19 protein-coding genes are annotated in these 22,641 nt (G+C 73.3%); 7 read left to right on the top strand and 12 right to left on the bottom strand.

Annotated features, from left to right (window positions below):
- Positions 1–81: 81 nt before the first annotated feature.
- Positions 82–849 carry a hypothetical protein gene (locus tag A4E84_RS31770; protein WP_062929844.1) on the top strand — a complete coding sequence of 256 codons (768 nt, stop codon included), beginning with the start codon at positions 82–84 and terminating at the stop codon, positions 847–849.
- 325 nt (positions 850–1,174) lie between these two features.
- On the opposite strand, the gene A4E84_RS31765 is transcribed toward A4E84_RS31770, so the two are convergent.
- Complete coding sequence (locus tag A4E84_RS31765; RefSeq protein WP_062929843.1) at positions 1,175–2,008, bottom strand: GntR family transcriptional regulator; 834 nt, start codon at positions 2,006–2,008, stop codon at positions 1,175–1,177.
- Positions 2,009–2,182: 174 nt separating this feature from the next.
- Here A4E84_RS31765 and A4E84_RS31760 point away from each other — a divergent pair, with 174 nt between their 5' ends.
- Positions 2,183–3,034: a (2Fe-2S)-binding protein gene (locus A4E84_RS31760; RefSeq protein WP_062929842.1), complete on the top strand. Its 852-nt coding sequence runs from the start codon at positions 2,183–2,185 to the stop codon at positions 3,032–3,034.
- Positions 3,035–3,339: 305 nt separating this feature from the next.
- Positions 3,340–4,380, top strand: coding sequence for a DUF2637 domain-containing protein (locus tag A4E84_RS31755; protein ID WP_062929841.1), 1,041 nt, complete (start codon positions 3,340–3,342; stop codon positions 4,378–4,380).
- A 57-nt stretch (positions 4,381–4,437) separates the two neighbouring features.
- Here the strand turns inward: A4E84_RS31755 and A4E84_RS31750 are convergent, their stop codons facing one another.
- Both A4E84_RS31750 and A4E84_RS31745 read right to left on the bottom strand, forming a co-directional pair.
- Positions 4,438–4,920 (bottom strand): ATP-binding protein, encoded by a 483-nt coding sequence (locus A4E84_RS31750; RefSeq protein WP_237305022.1) that lies wholly within the window; start codon positions 4,918–4,920, stop codon positions 4,438–4,440.
- A gap of 428 nt (positions 4,921–5,348) precedes the next feature.
- Positions 5,349–5,969 (bottom strand): hypothetical protein, encoded by a 621-nt coding sequence (locus A4E84_RS31745; protein ID WP_062929840.1) that lies wholly within the window; start codon positions 5,967–5,969, stop codon positions 5,349–5,351.
- 231 nt (positions 5,970–6,200) lie between these two features.
- On the opposite strand from A4E84_RS31745, the gene A4E84_RS31740 reads away from it, so the two are divergent.
- Entirely contained in the window at positions 6,201–7,595 is a 1,395-nt protein-coding gene (locus A4E84_RS31740; RefSeq protein WP_062929839.1) for a helix-turn-helix domain-containing protein, read from the top strand.
- Here A4E84_RS31740 and A4E84_RS31735 read toward each other — a convergent pair.
- Together A4E84_RS31735 and A4E84_RS44805 are read right to left on the bottom strand one after the other, a co-directional pair.
- Positions 7,592–9,334 (bottom strand): pyruvate dehydrogenase, encoded by a 1,743-nt coding sequence (locus A4E84_RS31735; RefSeq protein ID WP_062929838.1) that lies wholly within the window; start codon positions 9,332–9,334, stop codon positions 7,592–7,594. The genes A4E84_RS31740 and A4E84_RS31735 overlap by 4 nt on opposite strands.
- Positions 9,335–9,400: 66 nt before the next feature.
- Positions 9,401–11,557 carry a protein phosphatase 2C domain-containing protein gene (locus A4E84_RS44805; protein ID WP_079129190.1) on the bottom strand — a complete coding sequence of 719 codons (2,157 nt, stop codon included), beginning with the start codon at positions 11,555–11,557 and terminating at the stop codon, positions 9,401–9,403.
- A gap of 210 nt (positions 11,558–11,767) precedes the next feature.
- Here A4E84_RS44805 and A4E84_RS31725 point away from each other — a divergent pair, with 210 nt between their 5' ends.
- A complete protein-coding gene (locus A4E84_RS31725; protein ID WP_062929837.1) occupies positions 11,768–12,250 on the top strand; it encodes a DUF456 domain-containing protein in 483 nt (160 codons plus the stop codon).
- Positions 12,251–12,267: 17 nt separating this feature from the next.
- Here A4E84_RS31725 and A4E84_RS31720 read toward each other — a convergent pair whose 3' ends face one another.
- From A4E84_RS31720 to A4E84_RS31695, 6 genes are all read right to left on the bottom strand, one after another.
- Positions 12,268–12,762 carry a methylated-DNA--[protein]-cysteine S-methyltransferase gene (locus A4E84_RS31720; RefSeq protein WP_062929836.1) on the bottom strand — a complete coding sequence of 165 codons (495 nt, stop codon included), beginning with the start codon at positions 12,760–12,762 and terminating at the stop codon, positions 12,268–12,270.
- A complete protein-coding gene (locus tag A4E84_RS31715; RefSeq protein WP_062929835.1) occupies positions 12,759–14,171 on the bottom strand; it encodes a DNA-3-methyladenine glycosylase 2 family protein in 1,413 nt (470 codons plus the stop codon). Before A4E84_RS31715 ends, A4E84_RS31720 begins: the two co-directional genes overlap by 4 nt.
- Positions 14,172–14,277: 106 nt before the next feature.
- Entirely contained in the window at positions 14,278–15,396 is a 1,119-nt protein-coding gene (rsgA, locus tag A4E84_RS31710) for a ribosome small subunit-dependent GTPase A (RefSeq protein ID WP_062929834.1), read from the bottom strand.
- Between the two features lie 303 nt (positions 15,397–15,699).
- Entirely contained in the window at positions 15,700–17,193 is a 1,494-nt protein-coding gene (locus A4E84_RS31705; RefSeq protein ID WP_062929833.1) for a cellulose-binding domain-containing protein, read from the bottom strand.
- A gap of 233 nt (positions 17,194–17,426) precedes the next feature.
- Positions 17,427–18,749 (bottom strand): radical SAM protein, encoded by a 1,323-nt coding sequence (locus A4E84_RS31700; RefSeq protein WP_062929832.1) that lies wholly within the window; start codon positions 18,747–18,749, stop codon positions 17,427–17,429.
- Between the two features lie 126 nt (positions 18,750–18,875).
- The gene (locus A4E84_RS31695) at positions 18,876–19,883 is read right to left on the bottom strand and encodes a hydroxyacid dehydrogenase (protein WP_062929831.1); all 1,008 of its coding nucleotides are present in this window, start codon (positions 19,881–19,883) and stop codon (positions 18,876–18,878) included.
- A 186-nt stretch (positions 19,884–20,069) separates the two neighbouring features.
- Here A4E84_RS31695 and A4E84_RS31690 point away from each other — a divergent pair, with 186 nt between their 5' ends.
- On the top strand, positions 20,070–21,326 hold the full coding sequence (locus A4E84_RS31690) for a D-arabinono-1,4-lactone oxidase (protein ID WP_062929830.1): 1,257 nt from the start codon (positions 20,070–20,072) through the stop codon (positions 21,324–21,326).
- Positions 21,327–21,357: 31 nt separating this feature from the next.
- Here the strand turns inward: A4E84_RS31690 and A4E84_RS31685 are convergent, their stop codons facing one another.
- Positions 21,358–21,702, bottom strand: coding sequence for a helix-turn-helix transcriptional regulator (locus A4E84_RS31685; RefSeq protein ID WP_062929829.1), 345 nt, complete (start codon positions 21,700–21,702; stop codon positions 21,358–21,360).
- A gap of 134 nt (positions 21,703–21,836) precedes the next feature.
- Between A4E84_RS31685 and A4E84_RS31680 the strand changes: the two genes are divergently transcribed.
- Positions 21,837–22,604 carry an ANTAR domain-containing protein gene (locus A4E84_RS31680; RefSeq protein ID WP_079129189.1) on the top strand — a complete coding sequence of 256 codons (768 nt, stop codon included), beginning with the start codon at positions 21,837–21,839 and terminating at the stop codon, positions 22,602–22,604.
- Positions 22,605–22,641 lie beyond the last annotated feature (37 nt).

The raw sequence follows: 22,641 nt of genomic DNA, 5'->3' as shown, positions 1-22,641 counted from the left end.
CCCGCCGATTCGTGCTGAGATGCCGCCACCACTCAACAGCTCGATGGCGTGCTCGGGGAGGGCAACGTGGCGCATACCGCCATGTCTGGTAACGGAACGACCGCCGGTGACGATCCCCTCCAGACCGCGGTATGGCGGCTGCGCTCCCGCGGATGCTGGGCCGACGCGGCCGCCCTGCTGCCGCCGACCACACCGGCGGCGGCGCTGCAACGCGCGTCGTTGCTGGTGGAACGGTGTCTGTACACCGAGCAGGGCTGGGAGGAGGCCGAGGACGCGCTGCGCACGGCCGAGGCGATGGCCCACAGCGACGACGAACGCGGCGCGGCCGCTTGCGAACGCGGTTACCTGGCCTACGCGGCGACGCTGCTCGCGGTGCGGGACCGGGCCGACGAGGCACGGGCCGCGCTCGGGCGGGCGGCGGCGCTGGTCCCTCCGGGGGCTCCGGCGCGGGCTCTGCTGGACTTCCGGCGCGGGCTCCTGGCGGAGAACCTGACGAGCGCGCCCCAGGCCGCCCGCGCGGCGTACCGCCGTGCCCATGCGGCCGCGACGGCGCACTCCGACCCGCTGCTGTTGTCGTTCACCTGGCGTCACCTCGCGGGACTCGCCCTGCGGGAGGGGGAGTTGGCGGAGGCGCGGCACGGTTTCACGGAGTCGCTGCGGATCCGGGAGGAGCTGGGCTATCTCGTCGGCACGGCTCCGGCGCTGGTGTCCCTCGCCGACACCGAGACGGAGCCGGAGGCGTCCCGGCTGCGGGAGGAGGCCCGGCGGTTGTTCCGGCTGCTCGGGGGCGTACCGACGTGGCTGTCCCGCCAGTTGGCTCCGCCCGTTCCGCCGGCTGCGACGGCTTGAGGGGGGTGGCGGGTACTCGGCTTCGTCGCTGAGGCGCGGGTGGGTCCGCAGCCCGGCGAAGCGGGGTGCCTCCCCCAAGCTCTCGGCTTCGCTCGAGCAGGGGGACCCTCATCGCCCCCAGCGGCACGCAGGCACGCAGGCCCGCAGGCCCGCAGGCCCGCAGGCTGAGCGGACCCGCACCCGCCGGACCACACAAGGGGCCGTGTCGGGGGGTGTCCGCCCGCAGCGGTTGGCGCGTCAACGGACAGTCAGTCGGTATGACACCCCATCGCGCCGTTTCCGAGGACGGACACCCCCCGGCGCGGCCCCGACCCGCCCCCCGGCGTCAGGCGCCGCCCGCACCCGCACCGGCGCCCGCGAAGTGCTCCCCCACCAGCGCCCGCACCACGTCCAGGTCCCGTGCGACCAGCGCGTCCAGCAACGCCGTGTGCTCGTGCGCGTCCGCGACCAGGTCGGCCCGCCCCCGGATCCCCGGCCCACCGCCGACCAGCGGCCACTGCGCCCTGCGGTGCAGGTCCTCCGCGATCTGGACCAGCTGCTCGTTGCCCGAGAGGGACAACACGGCCCGGTGGAACCCCCGGTCGGACTCCGCGTACGTCGCACGGCAGCCGGTGGACGCCGCGCGGACCGTCGCCTCGGCGAGGGGACGCATCTCGGCCCAGCGTTCGGCGGGCACGGTACGGGCCAGCCGCAGCATCACCGGGACCTCGATCAGCGCCCGGACCTCGGCCAGTTCGGCCAGTTCCCGCACACCCCGTTCGACCACCCGGAACCCGCGGTTCGGCACGACCTCGACGGCCCCTTCGAGGGCCAGTTGCTGCATGGCCTCCCGGACCGGCGTCGCCGAGACCCCGAACCGCTCGCCCAGCACCGGCGCCGAGTAGACCTCGCCCGGCCGCAGATCCCCCGCCACCAGCGCCGCCCGCAGCGCGGCCAGGATCTGCCCGCGCACCGAGGCCCGCTGGACCACCGGCCGGGCCCGCGGTACGACCGGCACGGCCGGCGCGGGCGGCTCGCTGTGCGTGTGCTCCCCCCGCGCCGCCCCGGCCTGCTGCGGGACCCGTGCCGACCCGGCCGGTTCCGCCGCTGCCGCCGCCACCGCAGCCGTCGCCGCCCACGGAGTCCCCGTGTCCGCGGAGCCCTGCGCTCCCTGTCTCACGGGTCCTCCTCCGGACGTATCGGTACTTGGGGTCATTACGGCGGGTTGTTACTCGTCCGTCAAGCACCATAAGCGCCCCGGCGCCCAGTTCACATCCCGGTTCGATTTCCGGAGATCTTGAGTAAGGTTAGGCTTACCTTCAAAAGCCCCGTGCCCCGATGGATCGGTGATCACATGCCTGCGCCCCTTTCGGCCGTCTCCGGCGCCTACGCCCGCCTGGCCGAGGTCCTCCCGGGGCTGGCCGTCACCGAACTGGACGCCGGCGACGAGACCCCGCACGGCGGCGGCTGGACCGCGGTCGCCGACCTCGCGGCCGCAGGGCCCGCCCTCGACCGCTACCTGGCGTGGGACGTGGACCAGATCCAGCGGGACTACGACCGTCAGGCCCGCCCCGACGTCGTCGCCACCTTCGGTCTGCACCGCTACGCCTGGCCCGCCTGCCTGCTGATCACCGTGCCGTGGTTCCTGCACCGCCGGGTCCCCCGCTACCCCGTGACACACGTCGCGTACGACCGCACCGCCCCGGGCCACGCCCTCGGACACCTGGCCGTCCGCCCCGCCGGCTTCGCCTGCCTGCCCGGCGACGAGGCGGCCGCGCTGCCCGGCGCCCGGGTCGTCCGCGACGAGGAGGCGCTGCGGGCGGAGGTGCGGTCGGCGGTCGCCGAGCACCTGGAGCCGGTCCTGGCCGGTTTCGGCCCCCGGATGCGGCGCCGCGGACGCGCCCTGTGGGGTATGGCGACCGACGAGATCGTCGAAGGACTCTGGTACATCGGCCAGTCGCTCGGCGAGATCGAGGAGCGGCGCGCGATGCGCGAGCTGGAGCTGCTCCTGCCGGGCGCGACCAAGCCGTACGTCGGCACGGCGGCGTTCCGCGAGCTGACCGGCCCCGGCGGCGAGCCACTGCTCACCCGCGACCGCGCGAGCTGCTGCATGTTCTACACGCTGCGCCCGGAGGACACCTGCGCCACCTGCCCGCGCACCTGCGACACCGACCGCGTCACCAAGCTGCTGGCCACGGCCAGTTGACGTAGGCACGGGGGCGATCCGTCCCGCCGTCCCGTAAGATCATCGCGGTACCGGTACACCCACACGCCCACAGGCGATTCACAACTTCCTCACGCGTCACGGGAACTTTCCGGAGAACCACTCGTACGGGTAGTCTTGTTCGAACTCAACTCCCGCCCCTCAAGCGGCAGTTCGAGCAGAACGCCGCCCTGACCAATCCCTTGCACTTCCTTGGCGGCCTCTTGCCCCGAAACCCCCTGAGGGCCGATGGGATTGGGCCACTATGGCGGGCGTTACGCCCTATCCCAATGCAAGGGACCACCCAGATGAGACTGACCGACATATCGCTGAACTGGCTGCTTCCGGGCGCCGTGCTTCTCCTGGGCATGCTGGCGGCGGTGGCGGTGCTCGCGCGCGGCAAGCGCTCCTCGGTCAAGGACACGAGCGCGGACGACTCCTGGGAGCGCAGCGAGGAACGCCGCAGACGCAAGGAAGCCCTCTACGGCACCCTCTCTTACCTCCTTCTCTTCTGCTGTGCGGCCGTCGCCGCCCTGCTCTCCTTCCACGGCCTGGTCGGCTTCGGCGAGCAGAACCTCGGACTGTCCGGCGGCTGGCAGTACCTCGTCCCGTTCGGCCTGGACGGCGCGGCGATGTTCTGCTCCGTCCTCGCGGTGCGCGAGGCCAGCCACGGTGACGCCGCACTCGGCTCCCGGATACTGGTCTGGACGTTCGCCTTCGCCGCGGCCTGGTTCAACTGGGTGCACGCGCCCCGGGGCGCCGGCCACGCGGGTGCCCCCCACTTCTTCGCCGGCATGTCCCTGTCGGCGGCGGTCCTCTTCGACCGCGCTTTGAAGCAGACCCGCCGGGCCGCCCTGCGGGAACAGGGCCTGGTGCCCCGCCCGCTGCCGCAGATCCGTATGGTGCGCTGGGTGCGGGCCCCCCGGGAGACCTACCGCGCCTGGTCGCTGATGCTCCTCGAGGGTGTGCGCAGCCTGGACGAGGCGGTCGACGAGGTGCGCGACGACAAGCGCAAGAAGGAAGAGACCCGGCAGCGGCGGCGCGACCAGCAGCGCGTGGAGCGGGCCCAGCTGAAGGCCATCAGCCGCGGTCACCGCGGCCATTTCGGCCGAGGCGGCGGACGGCAGCTCGAGGTGCAGGTGGAGCGCGGCTCCTCGCAGGTCTCCGCGGAGCCTGCCATATCCGCGCCGGAGCCCCTGCCCGTGCGCTCGCGTCCCTCCCTTCAGCCGGTACGCAAAGGAGCTGACCCGGTGACCGTCGACCTCACCGCGGAGGACGACACCATGGCGCTGCCGCGTCTGGACTCCCTGGAGCGCAAGCTCAAGGACCTGGAGCAGCAGTTCGGTTAGCCCGGCCGCATCGACGCGACGAGGGGGCGTGGCCTGCGGGCCGCGCCCCTTCGGCGTTCACGCCGCCCCGGCCTCCAGCTCGAACCAGACGGCCTTGCCCACGCCGTGCGGCCGGACCCCCCAGGCATCCGCGAGGGACTGCACGAGGAACAGGCCCCTGCCGTTCGTGCCGTCGTCGGCGACCGGTACGCGCAGCCGGGGCCTGCGGGCCACGAAGTCCCGTACTTCCACCCGCAGTCCGCGGGGCCCGACGGTGGCCGTGAGGACCGCGTCGTGGTCGGTGTGGACGATCGCGTTGGTGACGAGCTCGCTGGTGAGCAGTTCCGCCACGTCCGACTGCCCCTGCTTCCCCCACTGCCCCAGCAGTTCCCGCAGGGCCCTGCGGGCTTCCGGGACGGCCCGCAGGTCCGCCCGCCCGAGTCTGCGCCTCAACTGCGGTGCCGGTTCCCGCGCCGTGACGTCGTCGGTCCTGTCCTCCACCGTCTTCGCCGAGAAGCCCCCGATCGCTATGGGACCGCCTCGTCGTGCCTGCCTCTCCATGACCCCCGCCCGCGCGCCGATGTCGGTTCCCCTCCTGCTCGAACACGTTCACGGGGATCCATGCCCCATCGCGAACGCGGCAGTCATGCCGGATCGTCGACGACCGGGTGTTCGGCCACCGGAACGGCGCGGGCGGCCCGGGCGGCGGGTCGCCGAGCGGTACGGCGATGGAGGGGAGGGGGACAAGAGGGTAGCCGGTCATCGTCCCCGGACGGATGCTGACCGCCGGAGATCGGACGATGGGCCGACGGCCGGCTGCCGATCCCTGCGTACGCGGTGAAGGGTCGGGGCGGCGGGCCGGAGTGCGCGGCTCTCCGGTGAAGTTGGCCGAAGTACGACGGTCTTGACGGGCGCCGGGACGCGTGCGGGGCCGTCCTCCCCCACCCCCGTGGCGGGAGGACGGCCCCGGTCTTTCGGCGGCGGCGCGGTCAGTACAGCTTGTTGACGGCGGTGGTCGTCGTCTTCTTGAAGGCACCGACGGGGGCGTCCCCGAAGTCGCCCATCTGGCCCCACGACACGACGGTGACGGTCCTGCCGTCCCGTCCGACGGACAGCAGCGAGATGTCCGTGGCCCCCCAGGAGGTCTCGGTGTGCAGGCCGCGGACGCGGGCGCCCTCCTCGACCGGCAGTGAACCGTAGTCCCGGCCCTCGGCCCTGACGTCCGGGTCGTTCCTCTCGATGCGCTCGGCACAGGTGCGGATCAGGTCGTCGTAGTGCTTCGCCAGGGCCTTGGCCAGGGCGGCTGTGTCCGCCACGACGGTCAGCTGCACGGCGCCGGTGTCCAGGTCGGTCCGGAACTCCCGGTGCCGGTAGTCGTAGGAGAGCACGCCCTCCGTATCCACGCAGCCGAGTCCGTCCGGGAACCCTTCGGTGACCGGGCCGGCCGTCCAGGCGGAGGTCGGGTGCGGCGGCAGCTGGGACGCCGACAGGAACTTGGGGACGGCGGCCTTCGGCGCGGCGCCGGCGGCCGGTGCCGTGAGGACCGTGCCCGCCGCGAGGGCGGCGACGGTGAGTGCGGTGAGAGCGCTTGTTCGGATGCGCATGGACATGGGTGTTCCCCCGTGGATGAGTGCGTGGACGTGGAGGCCGCGGCGAGGCCGGCTGGTCGGCCCGGACCTGCTCGGTGCGACACCAGAAGCATCAGCGGTCCCACCGTCCGGATGCAACACCCGGCATCCGATCCGGCACGGTGGAACCATCCCAGCCCGTCTGACGTGCAGGTACATGGGGTGCCTGGGATGCCGTCCCGGGCGGGGACCGAGCAAGAGGACGGGGGAACGGTGTCGGCACAGGACGACGTCGACGAGGTCGGGGAGTTCGCGGCGCTGCTGAGAGGGCTGAAGGAGCGCACGGACCGCAGTTACGGTTCACTGGCCCGGCGTCTGGCCATGAACACCTCGACCCTGCACCGCTACTGCGCGGGCGACGCGGTCCCGCTCGACTTCGCGCCCGTGGAGCGCTTCGCCGCCCTGTGCGGGGCGTCCCCGGAGGAACGACTGGAGCTCCACCGCCGCTGGCTCCTGGCGGTGGCGGCGCGGCAGCGGCCCCGCGCGGCGAGCCCTGCCGACACGGCGGAGGCGGACACGGATACGGATACGGACGCCGCCACGGTGGGCACGGATTCGGACACCCCCGCGGTGGACACGGATACCGACACCACCACGACGACGGTGGACACGGATACCGACACCGCCACGGTGGACGGCCCTGCCGAAAGCCCCGCGGAAGCGGACCGGCTCCCCCGCCGCCCCTGGTACCGGCGCGGACGCGTCGCGGTCGGACTGGCAGCCGCCTGCGCGGTGCTCGCGGTGCTCGGGAGCCTCGCCGCACTGCCGGACGGGCGGAGTGCGTCCGCCGACGACCGTGCCCCGTCGGCGCGCCCGGCCCCGTCCGGCACGGCGGGGTCAAAGGCCCCGGACCGCGAGAGCGCCTCCCCCACCCCGAGCGGCAGTTCCCCCACCGCCAAGCCGTCCTCGCCCTCGGCCACTCCGAAGAAGAAGCCCTCCCCGTCCTCCTCGGCCCGCACCACCCCGCCCACCGACGTGGCCGGCCCCGCCGTCCCCCTCACCTGGTCGGCCGACTCCCAGGCCTGGAAGCTCGGCTGCGGTCACGACTACGTCGTCGCCCGGCCGCCCGGACAGGTGGCACCGCCGCCGGTCCCGCAGGACGCCGGCGTCTGGGCCGCCGCGCACAACGCGGTGCACGGCGGCGAGACGCTCGTGCGGCTGTCCGTGCAGGGGCGCACCGACACGGCGGTCGTGCTGGAGGCGCTGCGCGTGCGCGTGGTGGGGCGTTCGGCGCCGGCCCCGGGCAACGCCTATGCCATGGACCAGGGCTGCGGCGGTTCGATCACCCCGCGCTCCTTCGACGTGAACCTGGACAAGGACCGCCCCATCGCCCGCGCGGTGGCCGGGAGCGACGCGGGAACGCCGATCCCGGCGGTGCGCCTGCCCTACCGGGTCTCCGCCCGCGACCCCGAGGTGCTGCTGGTCAACGCCAGGACCCAGGGGTGTGACTGCCGCTGGTACCTGGAGCTGGACTGGTCCTCGCAGGGCCGCACGGGCACGGTCCGGATCGACGATGCCGGCCGCCCGTTCCGGACCAGCGGCATCAAGGGCCTGCCTCGCTACACGTACGACACCTCCGCGCGTGACTGGGCACCCGACAGGCCCTAGAACCGGGGGACGTTGCGCAGGTTGGAGCGGGCCATCTGCAGCATCCGGCCGACCCCGCCGTCCAGCACCATCTTCGAGGCCGACAGGGCGAAGCCGGTCACCATCTCGGCCTTGATCTTCGGCGGGATGGACAGCGCGTTGGGGTCGGTGACGACGTCGACGAGGGCCGGTCCCTTGTGTTTGAAGGCGTCCTTCAGCGCCCCGGGGAGGTCCTTGGGCTTCTCGACGCGCACGCCGTACGCGCCGCAGGCGCGGGCGACGGCGGCGAAGTCGGGGTTCCTGTTGGCGGTGCCGTACGACGGGAGACCGGCTACCAGCATCTCCAACTCGACCATGCCGAGGGAGGAGTTGTTGAACAGGACGACCTTCACGGGCAGGTCGTACTGCACCAGCGTCAGGAAGTCGCCCATCAGCATGGAGAAGCCGCCGTCGCCGGACATCGACACGACCTGCCGTTTGCGGTCGGTGAACTGGGCGCCGATCGCCATGGGCAGCGCGTTCGCCATCGAGCCGTGGGAGAAGGAACCGATGACACGGCGGCGGCCGTTGGGTGAGATGTAGCGGGCGGCCCAGACGTTGCACATGCCGGTGTCGACGGTGAACACGGCGTCGTCGGAGGCCACTTCGTCGAGCACGGACGCCACGTACTCGGGGTGGATCGGCGTGTGCTTCTCGACCTTGCGCGTGTACGCCTTCACCACCCCCTCCAGCGCGTCGGCGTGCTTCTTCAGCATCCGGTCGAGGAAGCGGCGGTTCTTCTTCTCCTTCACCCGCGGGATCAGACAGCGCAGCGTCTCCCGCACGTCGCCCCACACCGCGAGGTCCAGCTTCGAGCGGCGGCCGAGGTGTTCGGGCCGGATGTCGACCTGGACGATCTTGACGTCGTCGGGGAGGAAGGCGTTGTAGGGGAAGTCGGTGCCGAGCAGGATCAGCAGGTCGCACTCGTGCGTCGCCTCGTAGGCGGCGCCGTACCCGAGCAGCCCGCTCATGCCGACGTCGTACGGGTTGTCGTACTGGATCCACTCCTTGCCGCGCAGGGCGTGCCCGACCGGGGACTTGACCTTCCCGGCGAACTCCATGACCTCGGCGTGCGCGCCGGCCGTGCCGCTGCCGCAGAAGAGGGTGACCTTGCCGGCCTCGTCGATCATCTCGACGAGCCGGTCGATCTCGGCGTCGCCGGGGCGGACCGTCGGGCGGGAGGTGACGAGGGCGGTCTCGGCGGCCTGCTCCGGGGCGGGCAGGTCGGCGATGTCGCCGGGCAGGGTGACGACACTGACGCCGCTGCGGCCGACGGCGTTCTGGATGGCGGTCTGCAGCAGCCGGGGCATCTGCTGCGGGCTGGAGATCATCTCGCTGTAGTGGCTGCACTCGGCGAACAGCCGGTCGGGGTGGGTCTCCTGGAAGAAGCCGAGGCCGATCTCGCTGGACGGGATGTGCGAGGCGAGGGCGAGGACCGGGGCCATGGAGCGGTGGGCGTCGTAGAGGCCGTTGATGAGGTGGAGGTTTCCGGGGCCGCAGGAACCGGCGCAGGCGGCGAGCCCGCCGGTGATCTGCGCCTCGGCACTGGCGGCGAAGGCGGCGGTCTCCTCGTGCCGGACGTGGATCCAGTCGATGGCGGAGTTGCGTCGGACGGCGTCGACGACCGGGTTGAGGCTGTCGCCGACGACTCCGTAGAGGCGTTTGACTCCGGCACGGGTGAGGATGTCGACGAACTGTTCCGCGACGTTCTGTTTGGCCATGGCTCTCGTCTGCCCCTTCGGTCTCCTGGGATCCCTCCGGGTTCCATCAAGTCACACCGGTCGCGCTCACGCCTCCCACACGGCGGCGGCCGTACGGTCGTCCGCATAACCCTTGACCCGGACTTGGGAGTCGGCGAGGAAGGCCGCGAGGCCGGGCGGCTCGGGGCGGGACCAGCGCTCGGCGAGGTACTCGCCCAGTTCGGGCTCGCCGCGCAGGGGGTCGGCGAGGCCGGCGCTGCACATCAGGAGCGTGTCACCCGGGCGGGCGACGGAGGTCCGGAAGCGGAAGGGCTCGCGAGGCGGCTCCGGGGCCGGTTCGTACGGACTGGGCGGGGTCGGGATGCCCAGGTCCATGGTGAGCCGGTCGCCCTCGGGCGTCTCCGGGGGCGGTGAGCCGAAGCCCAGGACCGGTTCGCCCTTGGCCTCGGCGGCCTGCGGCTCGATGTCCTGCCACTCGCCCTCCCGCAACCGGAACAGCCCGCCCGGCCCGACACCGAAGAACACCCGCGTACGGCACCCGGGGTCGGCCGACAGCAGCAGGCAGCGCAGGCTGGCCGCGTACTCGCCGGGGTCGACGCCCTGCTCGGAGGCGCTGGCCCGGAGCTTGCCGAGGCTGCGGTCGGTGAGGCGGTGCAGCCCGGACTTCAGGTCACCGCGGCGGCCGTCCCTTATGTCCTCGACGAGCCGTGCGTGGCTGCGGCCGACGGCCCGCCCGATCCAGTGACAGGCCTCGGCGGCGGCCCGGTGCGCGCCCGGCGTGGCCCGGGCCCCGGTCGCCATCGCCACCAGCAGCAGCGCGTGCTCCCCCGTGCCGAACCGGGCGGTGAGCAGCGCGTCCCGGCGGGGCTCGCCCCGGTACCGCGCGGAGTCCCCCCGCACGGAAACGGCCCGCAGCGTGCATGACCCGTACCGGGCCCCGTCCAGCACGGTGTCCGCCACGAGATCGTCGAGATCGTCCGGATCGGCGGCCGGGAGGGCGGTGGGTTCGGCGTCGTAGGTGGGGGGCCGGGTGCCGACGTGGCCACGGGACCGGGGGGCGGGTGCGGGGCGCTCGATCCGGTCGGTGGCGGGTGGGTCCGGCGGCTCGGGCGTCCGATCAGCCGGGTTCGACGGCTCGATACCGGGGCCGGGAGGCACGGGCGGCCGCTGGTCGGTCGGGGGCGACGGTGCGGGCGGTACGGCGGGGCGCGGCGGCACGGGTGGCCGGTCGGCCGGGGCCGGGGCCGGGTACGGGGCCTCCCCGAAGCCGGCGGCGGGCGACGCGGCTCCGCCGGGCTCGGTGGCAGGGGCCGCGGGCGTGAGGTTGCCGGGTGGGTCCGCAGCCGCGGCCGGCCAGGCCGGAGGGGCCGCGGGGGGCGGAGGAACCGGAGCCGGCCGAGTGCCGGGGGCGGGGGGCTGCCCGGGGCTCTCCGGAGGCGTACGCGGGCCGGCTGAGGGCGGGGGCACGTCACCCGGCCACCCACCCGAGGGCCTGCCGGGGCCGGCCGCGGGAGGGCGCGCGCCCGAGGGCGCAGGAGGGACGGCTGAGGACGAGGGCCCACCACCTGCCCCCGCACGCGCAGGCCCACCGGAATCGGCAGCGCCCGGGCGCGCATCCGAAGGCGAACCCGGGCCGGATGAGGACGAGGGCCCACCACCTGCCCCCGCACGCGCAGGCCCACCGGAATCGGCCGCGCCCGGGCGCGCATCCGAGGGCGAACCCGGGCCGGATGAGGACGAGGGCCCGTCACCCGCACCCGCGCCCGAAGGCCCGCCGGGGTCGGCCGCGGGCGGGCTCGTGGCCGGAGGCCTGCGGGGACCGGTCGGCGGGACTGCGTCGCCCGGGCGTCCTTCCATGAGGGCGCGGCCGGGTGGCTGCCCGGTGTGCCCCGGCGGATTCGCCGCGGTCGGGAAACTCGTGGGGCCGGGGGGCCGGGCCGGCGGCGGCTCCCAGGGGGCGCGGTGCGGGGTCCGACCGCTCGGGCGCGGCGTGTCCCGTACGTCGTCGGCCCCGGTCCGGGGCGCCGGAACCGTCGGCTCCGCGCCGAAGGGCCGTCCCGCCGGCCGGTCCGGGGGCCGGGTTCGCTCCTCCGCCCCGTCTCCCACGGCTCCCGACGCCGACGCGAACCGGTCGTCGAGGGAATCGCGTGCCGGTGTGGGGCCCGTGTCGTCGGTGGAGTCGTCGTACAACTCCCTCCACCAGTCGTCCTCGTGACCGGTGGGCCTTCCCCCCTGCTGACTCATGCCCTGATTGTCCACCGCACGAGCCGGATGAAAACGGGGCTTGTGGAAAAAACCGGCCCGTCGCGGGGCGGTGAACGGCACGTCGAGTGAGCCGTAGAACGGTCATACGAAAACGTGGGCCCGGTCGGCGGCGGGCGGCTGACCTGCGGGTCCGGTCCCCTGACACGCTCCTGACCTGCGCGTTCCCTCGCCTTCCGGCAGGCTGGTCAGATGGGAGTGTGGGACCTCCTGCTGGTCGGGCTGGTCATCCTGCTCGGGCTGTGCGGAGTGCTGCTGCCCGCCATGCCGGGATCGTTGCTGGTGTGGGCCGCGGTCCTGTGGTGGGCGCTGAAGGATCCGCGGCCCGTCACCTGGTGGGTGCTGGTCGGGGCCACGGTGCTGCTGCTCGTCTCCCAGGCCGTCCGCTGGTCGTTGCCGCCCCGGCGGCTGCGGATGAACGCCACCACCCGCCGCATGCTGGCCTGCGCCGGAGCCGGTTCCCTGCTCGGGTTCGTCCTGGTCCCCGTACTGGGCGCGATCCCGGGATTCCTGGCCGGTGTCTACCTCTTCGAACGGGTCCGGCTCGGCCGCCACGCGGACGCGGTCGCCGCCCTGCGCACGGTCATGCGCGCGGGCGGCTCCGGCATCCTGGCCGAACTGTTCACCTGCCTGCTGATCGCGGCGGCCTGGGTGGGCGCGGTCTTCTGGGGCTGAGCCTCCTGGGCCGTGTCCTACGCGGTCAGCACACCCTCGTGCGTCAGCAGCCGCACCTTGCGGTCCAGACCCCCCGCGTAGCCGGTCAGCGCGCCGTCCGCCCCGATCACACGATGGCACGGGCGGACCACCAGCAGCGGATTCGCGCCGATCGCACCGCCGACGGCCCGCACGGCCGCCCGGGGCGCCCCGATGCGCGCGGCGATCTCGCCGTAGGTCGTGGTCGAGCCGTAGGGGATGTCGTCCAGCGCGGCCCAGACCTTCTCGCGGAAGGCGGTGCCCTCGGCCCGCCAGGCCAGGCGGAACTCCTTCAGTTCCCCGGCGAAGTAGGCGGCGAGCTGCTCCTCGGCCTCCCGGAAGGGGCCGGGGTCGCGCCGCCAGCCGTCCCGCACCTCGCGTCCGCCCTTCTGGCCGGGCACGGACAGGGAGGTCAGCTCGCCGGTCGGGGCGGCGGTGAGGAGCAGCGGCCCGAGGGGGCCGGTCACGCTCGTCCAGTAGGTCGGGTCGGTCATCGAAACTCCCACTCCCCTGCTGTGCGCAGGTGGTTCACGGCGTACGAGCGCCAGGGGCGCCAGTGGTCGGGGACGTCATGGCCGGGCGGCGCCACGTCCGGGTCGCCGAGGGCGCGGGTGCGGATCTCGGCCACCGTACGGGCGTCCAGGCCGGGCACGGCACGCAGGGCGTCCCGCGCGTCGTCCCGGTCGGCGCCCGGGTCGAGCCGTACGGCGTGGTCGGCGAGGGCGGCGGTGAGCGCGCCGAGGGTGCCGCCGGGTTCGGCCCCGGCGAGGACGGCCGGCTCGGGGAAGAGGTGGGTGAGGCTGCCGCAGGGGGCGTCGAGGGCCTTGCCGTAGCGGTGTACGAGCCGTTCCGCCTCCGTGCGGCCGGTCAGCGCGCGCACCGCGAGTTCCTGCGGGTCGGCGGTGCCCGGTGAGCGCAGCCCGGGCCGGGCGGCGACCAGGGGGGCGAGCCGCGGGTCGGCGGCGAGGCGCTCGTCGACGGCGTAGGGGTCGGCGTCGAGGTCGAACAGCCGCCGCAGCCGCTGGACGGCCGTGGTGAGGTCGCGCGGGTCGGTGAGGTGCAGCCGGGCGTCGAGCCAGCCGCCCGGGTGGGCGCCGGACCCGGTCCGGGCGGTGCCCGGACGTTCGTCGACGGCGACGATGCCGGTGCCGTACGGGAGGCGGAGGGTGCGCCGGTAGGTGCGGGTGCCGGGCGGGCCGCTCACGTCTTCGATGCCGGGTACGGCCTCGCGTTCCAGCAGGTCGAAGACGGGTCCGGCCTGGTAGGGGCCGCGGTGGGCGAGCCGGAGCGGGATGCCGGCGTCGGGGGTGGCCGCGCGGCGGCCCCGGCCGGCCTTAGGCGCGGCAGTGCGCAGCTCGCTCGGGGTCGACGCGTACACCGCCCGGATCGTGTCGTTGAACTGCCGCACGCTGGCGAAGCCCGAGGCGAACGCGATCTCGGTGATCGGCAGGTCGGTGGTCTGCACCAGGACGCGTGCGGTGTGGGCCCGCTGGGCCCGGGCGAGGGCGACGGGCCCGGCGCCGAGTTCGGCGGTGAGCTGCCGCTGCACCTGCCGTGCGCTGTAGCCGAGGCGTCCGGCGAGCCCGGCGACGCCTTCCCGGTCGACCACGCCGTCGGCGATCAGCCGTACGGCCCGGCCCACCACGTCCGCGCGGACGTTCCACTCGGCGGAGCCGGGCACGGCGTCCGGGCGGCACCGCCGGCAGGCCCGGAAACCCGAGCCCTGCGCGGCGGCGGCCGTGGCGAAGAACCGTACGTTGGATCGCTTCGGGGTGACCGCGGGGCAGCTCGGCCGGCAGTAGATGCCGGTCGTTTCGACGGCGAAGAAGAACACGCCGTCGAAACGGGCGTCGCGGCCGCGTACGGCCTCGTACCTGGTGTCTTCGTCCGTTCCCTGGTCCATCACCCGTCCAGTCTCCGCCGTCGGCCGGGCGGCCGCTGGCGGAAATCGGACACGGCGATCGGACACGGCGATCGGACCGGAGGCCGGGCGGTGGGACGGGGAGCGGTCAGGAACGCCAGTTCGCTCCCCGCTTGGCCTCCATCGCGGCCTTGCCCATCGCCCCCTTCCGCTTCCAGTCCTTGCGGATCTCGGCCCGGAGGCGGGCGTCGGTCTTGGCGACGATGCGCTGGTTCTCCCGCTGGAGCTTGCGGTAGCTCTGCAGCCGTCGCTCCGGCAGCTCACCGGTGTCGATGGCGGCCAGCACGGCGCATCCCGGCTCGGCCTCGTGGGCGCAGTCGTGGAAGCGGCAGCGCTCGGCCAGCGCGGCGATCTCGGAGAACACCTGACCGACGCCGGTCTCGGCGTCCCACAGGCCGACGCCGCGCAGGCCGGGGGTGTCGATCAGGACACCGCCGCCCGGCAGGGCGAGCAGGTTGCGGGTGGTCGTGGTGTGGCGGCCCTTGCCGTCGACGTCCCGGGTGGCCTGGACGTCCATGACGTCCTCGCCGAGCAGCGCGTTGGCGAGGGTCGATTTACCGGCGCCGGACTGCCCGAGCAGTACGGACGTCCCCCCGCCGACGATCGCGGCGAGGGTGTCGAGCCCCTCCCCGCCGACGGAGCTGACGGGCACGACCGCCACGCCGGGCGCGCTCGTCTCCACGTCCTGGACGAGGTACGAGAGGGTCACGGCGTCCGGCACGAGGTCGGCCTTGGTGAGGGCGACGACGGGCTGGGCCCCGGATTCCCAGGCGAGCGCGAGGAAGCGCTCGATACGGCCGAGATCCAGTTCGACCGCGAGGGACACGGCGATGACGGCGTGGTCGACGTTGGCCGCGAGGATCTGCCCCTCGGACCGCTGGGAGGAGGTGGAGCGGACGAAGGCGGTGCGCCGCGGCAGGCAGGTGCGGACGTAGCGCGGGTTGCCTCCGGGTTCGACGGCGACCCAGTCGCCGGTGCAGACGACGCGCAGGGGGTCGTGCGGGGTGACGAACGCGGTGTCGGCGCGCAGCGGCCCGTCGGCGGTGACGACGTCGCACTGCCCGCGGTCGACCCGGACGACCCGGCCGGGGAGCAGGCCTTCGGCCTCGTACGGGCCGAACTCGGTCTCCCAGCCCGCGTCCCAGCCGTACGGCTGGAGCGGATGCGAGGTGGACGAGGACGAACCCGGGAGAGAAGAGAAAGACAAGGGGTGACCCTTCACAAGGGTGGCCCCGGCACCGCGCTCGAAGGCGCTGAGAGGAGGAGGTCAGCCGGAGGCCACGGAGGTGGACTTGATGAACTTCCGGATGCGGGCAGCGCCCATCTCAGAGACAGCCATCGATCACACCTCCTGCTCGTCACACAGCCGACGGCGGCAGCAACAGGCTGCCGCGCGATTCGCCCCCACCATAGAGGCGTACGCCCGTCGGGCGCCACGGAATTAGGCCGGTACCAGGGTGCGGAAGAGGGCGAGCAAGTGCCGCTCGCAGCCTGACGGGCGGGTGGTCCGTCACTTGCTCTTCGCGCAGGCCTGGCCGTTCAGCTCGAAGTCGTACGGCGGTGAGTTCTTGCCCCGCCAGGAGGAGATGAAGCCGAAGGCCAGGTCGCCGCCCGCGGGGACCGACTTGTTGTAGTCCGCGGCGGTGGCGGTGACGCGGGAGCCGTCCTGGGAGACGGAGGCGTCCCAGATCTGGCCGACCCGCTGGCCGTCCCGGAAGGACCAGGCGACGCGCCAGGAGTCGAGGGACTCGGCGCTGGTGACGGTGACGGTGGCCTGGAAACCGTCGGGCCACTGGTTGACCAGGTCGTACTCGACCCGGCAGACGGGGTCCGCGCTCTCGCCGGGTTCGGTCCGGGCGGTGGGCGAGGAGGTGCCCTGCGGTTCGGTGTGGCGGTTCTCGCCCTCCGGCTTGCCGGACTTCTCCGGCTTCTTCGTGGCCTGGGTGGTCCGTTCGGCCGGCTTCGAGGTCGCGGGCGGCAGGGACGGGGCGGACGGCAGCGGCGGCGCGGGGTCGGCCACCGGCTGGCGGTCGGCGCCCCCGGTTGCGCCGAGGTCGTCGCCTCCGCCGCCGAAGGGCATCAGTGAGACGCCGAGGGCCAGCACGGAGACCAGGACCGCGGCGACGAGAAGGCTGTTGCGGGCGACGCGCGCCTTCTGCTCCCCGTCCTCCGGTGCTCCGGCCGTCTTGTCCGCGGAGCCGGGGCGGCCGGCGCCGAGCCGTACCTCGGCGGCGCGACGGCGGCGCTCCAGGTAGGCGAGGCCGCCCCAGCCGATCACGCCGCCGGCCAGCGCCCCGGGCAGGGCTCCGCCGTGCAGGCGCAGGCAGGCGGCGGCCTCGGCGCACTGCACGCAGGTGGCGAGGTGCCGGGAGAGGTCGCCGGGGGTCTCGGCGGCGGAGGAGCGGGTGACGGCGTCCAGGAGCCGGGCGTAGCTGCGGCACCGGGCATCCATCGGCGTGTCGAGGTGGTTGCGGTGGCAGCGGTCCCGGAACAGGGTGCGCACCTGCTGGAGTTCCTCGGCGGCGCCGGCCGGGTCGAGGCCCAGGCGGCCGGCGACCAGGGTCAGCGGCAGCGCCTCCACCTCGGTGAACCACAGCAGCTCGGCGTCCGCCTGCTGGAGGTCACGCAGACCGCGCAGCGCGAGCGGGCGCTGCAGGGGCGGGCCGGTGTAGCGGGCGGCCTTGTCCGAGTTGAGCCACAGGCGCAGGTCGGGGTCGAGTTTGTGGCCCTGCCCCTCCTCCTCCCAGGCCGCGGCGGTGGTGCGCACGGAGGTCAGCAGCAGGGGTATGCGGGGCAGCCGGGCCGGGCGGCGGCCGGTGCCGCGGGCCGGGCCGGTGTCGGCGGCGCGGGCCTCACGTATGCCGTGTGCGAACGCCTCGCGGCCCAGCTGTGCGGCGGCCGTGGAACCGGACGTGCACAGATCCGCGTACGCGAGGACCGCGTCCCAGCACTCGGAGAACAGCGCGGCCTCGGAGGCGTCCTGAGGGGTCGGCAGGTCGGGCATGAGTCTCCTGCGTGGACAGGCGAGGTCAACTCACCACATCGGCATTGGAGTTGGGGGGAACCTCGCGGCAGTGCAAGAGCTTTTCACGCCTCCCACACAACTGACAAGCGCCCTGTTCAGATATCAGGACAGGGCGGCCGCACCCCCATGGCTCCGGCCTCGGAGTGTCATACGGGTGCGGCCGCCCTGTGACTCAATGTCCTGCCGTCCCGGGCGACGACGTCATCGAACCGTTATCGGACGGCGGTGGGTTCGTCGGCCGGCAGGCTGTCCATGAAGGAGCTGACGGAGAAGACCGCGTTGCCGGCGCCGGGCGGGCCGTAACCGGGGGGCGAGGAGAGGCCGAAGTCCTCCATGGTCTGCCGGTACGCCTGGAGCAGGCGGATGTGGTACTCCAGCGGCGCGCCCTGCGGGTTGGCCTTGCCGAGCGGCGTCGTGGGCTCCGGGCACCAGGTGGTGAAGCGGGGCGTGATGCCGTGCGACATGAAGAAGCGCAGGCCCTCGGTGGTGGACGCGATGGCCTCGTCGACGGTCGTGAAACCGGAGGGCGCCGCCATCTCCACGCCGGCCACGAAGTTGGGGATGACGTTGCGGGCGCCGAAGACCTCGGCCGAGTCGAGGATGCGCTTGTGCCACTCGTCGCGGCCGACGTAACGCTCCTTGCCCGGGCAGTACAGCTCGAACAGGCGGCGGTCCCACACCTCGTAGTTGGGGTGGTAGATCTGCACGCCGTAGTCCTTGAAGCGCTGCACGTCGTCCTTGGGCAGCGCCTGCGCGACGACCTTGCCGATCCAGCGGCCCGGGAAGTGCTCCTCGATGGCCTTGGCGTACATGCCGTAGAAGTCGGCCTCGTCGCGGCCCTGCAGCTTGGAGGTGATGGCGCCGCCGGTGAGCGTGTACGCGGTCGACGCCTTCGCGGTGTCGTACCGGTTGATGATCTCCAGCGCCTCCAGGACCTCGTCGACCTCCTTCACGCCCGTGTACGGCCGCCCGGCCGCCTTGTGCTGGCGCCAGTTGTGGTTGATGTCGCAGTACTGGCACTCCTCCTTGGCGCCGAAGTACTGGCAGACCCGGAAGACGGTCAGGTAGATCAGGTAGCCCCACTGGATGGTCGGGGCGACCTCCATGACCGACTTCCCGCTGGCGAGGGTGTGCCGGTAGTACTCGGGCATCGGCGGCACGCCGACATCGGAGATCCGCTTGCCGTCGAGGTAGAGGCCGAGCACGCCGTCCTCGTTCGCCGCGACGCGGTAGGGCGAGGACGGGTTCACCCGCACCGAGACGACGGTGCGGCGCAGGTCGTACGGGCCGCCGGTGAGGATGATCTCCTCCGGCGGGCGGCGCAGCGCGGCCTCGCCCAGCTCGGGCAGGGTGCCGTGGTCGAACGAGAAGATGAAGTACGACTTCGGCTTGACCTCTCCGCCCTCGTTGTCGCTGAGCGCGGACGGGTCGAAGGCGACGCCGCCGCGGAGCAGGTCCTCCTTGAAGACGGCCTCCCGCGGCACGTGCGGGAACCGCTCCATCAGATCCTCGACCAGCGCGGTACGGCTGCCCATCCCGTTGCTCCTCCCGGTTCGGACGTACGACTCCTCACGGTATGCCCATCGGTGCACGCGGCCGGTACCGGGTCCCCCTGAGCCGACGGAATGCCCCGTTCGCGATGGTTTGGCAGGGGGCGTGGGTCAGGCTTCGCGTTCCAGCGCCGCCCAGTCGACCGCGTACGCCGGCTTCTCGCCGGCCAGCAGCCGTTCCGCCTCCTCGGCGACCGTCAGGCCGAGCCGGGCCAGCTCGTTGCCCTGGGAACCCGCGAGGTGCGGGGTGACGAAGGCGCCGGGCAGGTCGTAGAGGGGCGAGTCGGCGGGGAGCGGCTCCGGGTCGGTGACGTCGAGGATCGCGGTCAGGCGACCGGTGCGCAGCTCCGCCACGAGGGCGTCGTGGTCGACCAGCGCGCCGCGCGCGGTGTTGATCAGCACCGCCCCGTCGGGCATCAGGGCCAGCTCACGGCGGCCGATCATGCGGTGGGTCTCGGGCGTCTGCGGGGCGTGCACGGTGACGATGCCGGACGTGCGCAGCAGCTCGTCCAGGGGCAGCAGGGGGACGCCGAGCGCCGCGGCCCTGCGTTCGTCGACGTACGGGTCGCTGAGGACGGGCCGCAGGTCGAAGGGGCGGAGCAGTTCGAGGACGCGGCGGCCGATGCGGGAGGCGCCGATGACGCCGACCCGGCGGCCGTAGTTGCCGATGCCGGGGATGACGCCCCAGCCGGCGGAGGCGCGGGTGGTGCGCATCCGTTCGCGGGCGGCGAGGACGTCCTTCCCGGCGAGCAGGATCATGGCGAGGGTGTACTCGGCGACCGGCAGCGCGTTGGCGACGGCCGCCGAGGAGACGGCGATGTCGCGCTCCCACAGGGCGGGGGTGGCGAAGGACTTCACGGATCCGGCCGAGTGCAGCACCGCCCGCAGCCGGGGAGCGGCGTCGAGGACCGTCTCGTCGAGCCGGGGGCACCCCCAGCCGGTCACCAGGATCTCGGCCCGGGCCAGCGTGTCGAGGACGCGCGGGTCGGTGAAGTACTCGGCCACGAGGTCCGGTTCGATGTCCACGGACGTGCGCAGCCGCGCCAGCACCTCGGGCGGGAAGACCTGCGGCACGTTCTCGGCGGCCATGGCGAACAGTGCCTGGGGGCGCTGGCTCAAGGGGGTGACCTTCCGGCTCGGCGGACACGGGAGAAGCGGATGGGTGACTGCGGATGCGGTAGAAACCGCTCTCTACGATGGCCCACGGTAGGCCGGGCCGGGCCGCGGCGGCAATGGACGCCGGGGCCGGGGTAGGTTCCGGCGGGGACTTCCAGGTCCCCGCTGCCTCGGGGAAGGACGACGCGGATGCACGAGACCGTGACCAACTGGGCGGGCAACATCACCTACGCGGCCAAGGAACTGCACCGGCCCGGCTCGCTCGCCGCGCTGCGCGCGCTCGTCGGGGGCAGCGACCGGGTGCGGGTGCTGGGCAGCGGGCACTCGTTCAACGAGATCGCCGCACCGGGCCCCGAGGGCGTTCTGCTGTCGCTTGCCGACCTGCCACCGGAGATCGACGTCGACACGGCGGCCCGGACGGTCCGGGTCGGCGGCGGCGTGCGCTACGCGGAACTGGCCCGCCGGGTGCACGGCCAGGGACTCGCGCTGCACAACATGGCGTCCCTGCCGCACATCTCGGTGGCCGGGTCGGTCGCGACGGGCACTCACGGCTCGGGGGTGCTCAACGGGCCGCTGTCGGTGTCCGTGCGCGAGATGGAGCTGGTCACGGCCGACGGCTCGGCGGTGACCACAGGCCGGGACGAAGAGCGGTTCGGCGGCGCCGTCACGTCGCTCGGCGCGCTCGGGGTCGTCACCGCGCTCATTCTGGACCTGGAGCCGGCCTTCGAGGTCGAGCAGCACGTGTTCACCGAACTGCCGCTGGAGGGACTGGACTCCGGTGCGTTCGAGACGGTGATGGCGACGGGGTACAGCGTCAGCCTGTTCACCGACTGGCGGGAGCCGGGCTTCCGGCAGGTGTGGCTCAAGCGGCGTACCGACCAGCCGCTGCCCGCGTTCCCCTGGGCCGCCCCCGCGACGGAGAAGATGCACCCGGTGCCGGGCATGCCCGCGGTCAACTGCACCGAGCAGTTCGGTGTGCCGGGGCCGTGGCACCAGCGGCTGCCGCACTTCCGGGCGGAGTTCGTCCCGAGCAGCGGGGCGGAGCTGCAGTCGGAGTACCTGCTGCCGCGCGGGCACGCCGTGCGGATGCTGCACGCGCTCGACGCGATCCGGGAGACGGTCGCCCCCGTCCTGCAGACCTGTGAGGTGCGCACGGTCGCCGGCGACGACCAGTGGCTGAGCCCGTCCTACGGGCGCGACACCGTCGCGGTGCACTTCACGTGGGTCGAGGACGCACAGGCGGTGCTGCCGGTGGTCCGGCTGGTCGAAGAGGCGCTGGAGCCCTTCGAGGCACGGCCGCACTGGGGGAAGGTGTTCACGGTGCCCGCCCCCGTCCTGCGCGGGCTGTATCCCCGGCTGGATGATTTCCGGAGGCTGACGCGGGAGCTGGACCCGGAGGGGAAGTTCGCCAACGCCTTCGTGCGGGAGGTGCTGGCCCCGGCGTAGGGCCGCCGCCCCGGGGCGGGCCGCCGGGAGGTCAGGTCGTGGCGTGCGGCTGGCCGCCCGGGGCCGGGGCGCGGTCGGCCTCGGCCTGGATGAGCAGAGAGAGCAGTGACGCCACGGTCAGACCCGCCTCGGCCGGGTGGCGCAGCACCTTGCCGGGGTCGATCCGGTAGGTGTTGCTGCGTCCCTCCCGGGTGTGGGAGAGGTACCCGTCCTGCTCCAGGTCGGCGATGATCTTCTGCACCGCTCGCTCGGTGAGCCGGCAGTGGGCCGCGATGTCCCGGATACGAACACTGTGATCGTCGGCAATGGCGGCCAGCACGCGGGCGTGGTTGGTGAGGAACGTCCATCCGCTGTGTGGCTCCGGCACTCCATCCATGCCCCAACTCTAGCGACCGAACATTCATGCACCCAAAAACACGTACTCCGTTTCATGTATCGATTGACGTGTATGGGGTAGAGGGGCAACGCTGGAAGCGGAGGCAAGGCGAAAGAACGAGGGAGACCAGAGCCATGCCGGAGCCTGCGTACTCTGTGCGGTCATACCCGCAGGAGGACGCCGTACCCACGGCGGACGACAGTGCGCCGGCGGCGGTCCCGCCCTGCATGGCGACCATGGACGTCGTTCCGGACGGCGACCGCATGACCGTGTCGATGTGGGGCGAACTCGACCTGGGCAGCAGGCGGTTGCTGCCCGAGCTGTACGACATGCTCACCCTGTCGGGCGGCGGCGTCGACCTGCGTCTGGACGCCGTCGGGTTCTGCGACTGCTCCGGCCTCAACGCGCTGCTCGATCTGCGCACACGCGCGGTCGACCAGGGCAAGACGGTCACCATCCAGTCCTGCGGCGTCGCCGTCGAGCGCCTTCTCGACCTGACCGGCACGCGGGAGCTGTTCACCGACTCCGCCCGGCCAAAGCGCCCCGCACCCCCGGCGCGGCCCGACACCGGTGCGCCGGAGGAGAACAGCCAGGAGCTCCGCGCCGAAGTCGCCCAGCTGCGCCGCGCCATGCAGACCCGGCCCGCCATCGACCTGGCCCGCGGCATCCTGATGGCGTCCTTCAACCTGACCCCCGAGGCGGCCTGGAGCGTGCTGGTCAGGACTTCCCAGAACACCAACACCAAGCTGCACCACCTGGCGCAGGACCTGGTGGGCACCGTGGGCGGCAGCACCCTGCCGGAGCAGGTGCAGCGACAGCTGTCCGCCGCGGTCGCCGGCGCGAGCCGCCCGGGCGAGGGGGCCGCCCGCCCGACGGGCGGCTCCGTCGAGGACCGGGACTGACACACCGGTGAGGTCGGCGCACCCGACCTGAGGCATC

It is taken from the genome of Streptomyces qaidamensis, from assembly GCF_001611795.1.
Classification (GTDB): Bacteria; Actinomycetota; Actinomycetes; order Streptomycetales; family Streptomycetaceae; genus Streptomyces; species Streptomyces qaidamensis.
Note: the sequence above shows the minus strand (reverse complement) of the source record. Positions and strands in the feature narration are given on the sequence as shown.

What these genes read in the sequence shown, in the direction of transcription:
- A4E84_RS31770 (WP_062929844.1), top strand. Translation starts at nt 82, where the DNA reads ATGTCTGGTAACGGAACGACCGCCGGTGACGATCCCCTCCAGACCGCG.
- A4E84_RS31760 (WP_062929842.1), top strand. Translation starts at nt 2,183, where the DNA reads ATGCCTGCGCCCCTTTCGGCCGTCTCCGGCGCCTACGCCCGCCTGGCC.
- A4E84_RS31755 (WP_062929841.1), top strand. Translation starts at nt 3,340, where the DNA reads ATGAGACTGACCGACATATCGCTGAACTGGCTGCTTCCGGGCGCCGTG.
- A4E84_RS31750 (WP_237305022.1), bottom strand. Translation starts at nt 4,920, where the DNA reads ATGGAGAGGCAGGCACGACGAGGCGGTCCCATAGCGATCGGGGGCTTC.
- A4E84_RS31745 (WP_062929840.1), bottom strand. Translation starts at nt 5,969, where the DNA reads ATGTCCATGCGCATCCGAACAAGCGCTCTCACCGCACTCACCGTCGCC.
- A4E84_RS31735 (WP_062929838.1), bottom strand. Translation starts at nt 9,334, where the DNA reads ATGGCCAAACAGAACGTCGCGGAACAGTTCGTCGACATCCTCACCCGT.
- A4E84_RS44805 (WP_079129190.1), bottom strand. Translation starts at nt 11,557, where the DNA reads ATGAGTCAGCAGGGGGGAAGGCCCACCGGTCACGAGGACGACTGGTGG.
- A4E84_RS31725 (WP_062929837.1), top strand. Translation starts at nt 11,768, where the DNA reads ATGGGAGTGTGGGACCTCCTGCTGGTCGGGCTGGTCATCCTGCTCGGG.
- A4E84_RS31720 (WP_062929836.1), bottom strand. Translation starts at nt 12,762, where the DNA reads ATGACCGACCCGACCTACTGGACGAGCGTGACCGGCCCCCTCGGGCCG.
- A4E84_RS31715 (WP_062929835.1), bottom strand. Translation starts at nt 14,171, where the DNA reads ATGGACCAGGGAACGGACGAAGACACCAGGTACGAGGCCGTACGCGGC.
- A4E84_RS31705 (WP_062929833.1), bottom strand. Translation starts at nt 17,193, where the DNA reads ATGCCCGACCTGCCGACCCCTCAGGACGCCTCCGAGGCCGCGCTGTTC.
- A4E84_RS31700 (WP_062929832.1), bottom strand. Translation starts at nt 18,749, where the DNA reads ATGGGCAGCCGTACCGCGCTGGTCGAGGATCTGATGGAGCGGTTCCCG.
- A4E84_RS31690 (WP_062929830.1), top strand. Translation starts at nt 20,070, where the DNA reads ATGCACGAGACCGTGACCAACTGGGCGGGCAACATCACCTACGCGGCC.
- A4E84_RS31685 (WP_062929829.1), bottom strand. Translation starts at nt 21,702, where the DNA reads ATGGATGGAGTGCCGGAGCCACACAGCGGATGGACGTTCCTCACCAAC.
- A4E84_RS31680 (WP_079129189.1), top strand. Translation starts at nt 21,837, where the DNA reads ATGCCGGAGCCTGCGTACTCTGTGCGGTCATACCCGCAGGAGGACGCC.